At 52.8% G+C, this 502-nt stretch carries 1 protein-coding gene; it reads left to right on the forward strand.

The window, feature by feature from the left end:
• Positions 1-502: mechanosensitive ion channel family protein (locus tag ACYVPE_RS40080; RefSeq protein WP_461038765.1), on the forward strand; the 502-nt coding region annotated here is incomplete at both ends.

A 502-nucleotide genomic window follows, 5' to 3' on the forward strand; every position in this document is an offset into this window, starting at 1 on the left:
TCAAGGAAACGATCTCGTCGACGTTGATGTCCGGGCAATTTTGGGCGGAGGCGCTGTTCGTCCTCTTCAAGATTGTTTTGGTGCTGTTGATCGCAAGAATTATCATCGTGGTGTCGGATAAGACCATTCAGCATTTGATCAAGGACCGCGAGGAAAGTCGCCTGAAGATCGATCCCCGCCGCACGCGCACAATCGGCAAGCTGATCCGCAATATAATCACGTACGCCATCAATTTCATCGCGATTCTGCTTATTCTGAGCCAACTGAATATCAATCTGGCGCCGCTGCTGGCAGGGGCGGGAATCGTCGGTCTGGCGATCGGATTCGGCGCGCAGAGCCTGGTCAAAGACGTCATTACCGGATTTTTCATCATATTCGAGGATCAATTTGCCGTAGGCGACGTTATTCAGGTCAATCAGTTCAAGGGCACGGTCGAGGAGATCGGCTTGCGCGTCACGAAGATCCGCAGTTGGACGGGGGAAGTCCATATTTTGCCGAACGG

This window comes from Streptomyces mayteni (genome assembly GCF_054783955.1).